The sequence below is a fragment of the Pelorhabdus rhamnosifermentans genome (assembly GCF_018835585.1).
GTDB lineage: Bacteria > Bacillota > Negativicutes > UMGS1260 > UMGS1260 > Pelorhabdus > Pelorhabdus rhamnosifermentans.
In genome coordinates this window covers 1-518 of the sequence record NZ_JAHGVE010000098.1, presented here as the reverse complement: position 1 = coordinate 518, position 518 = coordinate 1, and the positions used below count along the sequence as shown (strand labels likewise).

Below are 518 nucleotides of genomic sequence, written 5' to 3'. Positions count from 1 at the left end.
ATGACGTCACTGAGCTGCTGGGCGTGATAGGTTGTCCCACGGGCAACGAAAGTGGCTCCGGCGGCTTTGGCGAGTTCGACGACGTTGAAGCTGCGTTCGATGGTGCCGTAGGGCGCGGTGGATGCCTTACTGTGCGTTGGCGTCAGGGGTGAATACTGACCGCCTGTCATGCCGTAAATGGAGTTGTTAAATAAAATGACGGTGATGTTGATGTTTCTTCGTGCGGCATGGATGAAATGATTGCCGCCGATGGCTGTGGCATCGCCGTCTCCTGTCATGACGATGACGTTGAGCGCGGGATTGGCAAGTTTAATGCCTGTGGCAAAGGGAATGGCCCGGCCATGGGCGCTGTGAACGGTATCGAAATCCAGGTACCCTGAGGCTCTTGAGGAGCAGCCGATACCGGATACAATGGTTGTGTTATCTTGACTGAGTCCCAGTTTATCGATGGCTTTGACTGCGGCACTTGTGACTATGCCGTTGCCGCAGCCGGGACACCACATGTGAGGCAAGTGATT

General features: G+C 55.2%; 1 protein-coding gene. It reads right to left on the bottom strand.

Annotated features, from left to right (window positions below):
• Positions 1 to 512, bottom strand: a 512-nt coding sequence (locus tag Ga0466249_RS25940) for a thiamine pyrophosphate-dependent enzyme (RefSeq protein ID WP_215832387.1), incomplete at its 3' end; no start/stop codon positions are given.
• Positions 513 to 518 lie beyond the last annotated feature (6 nt).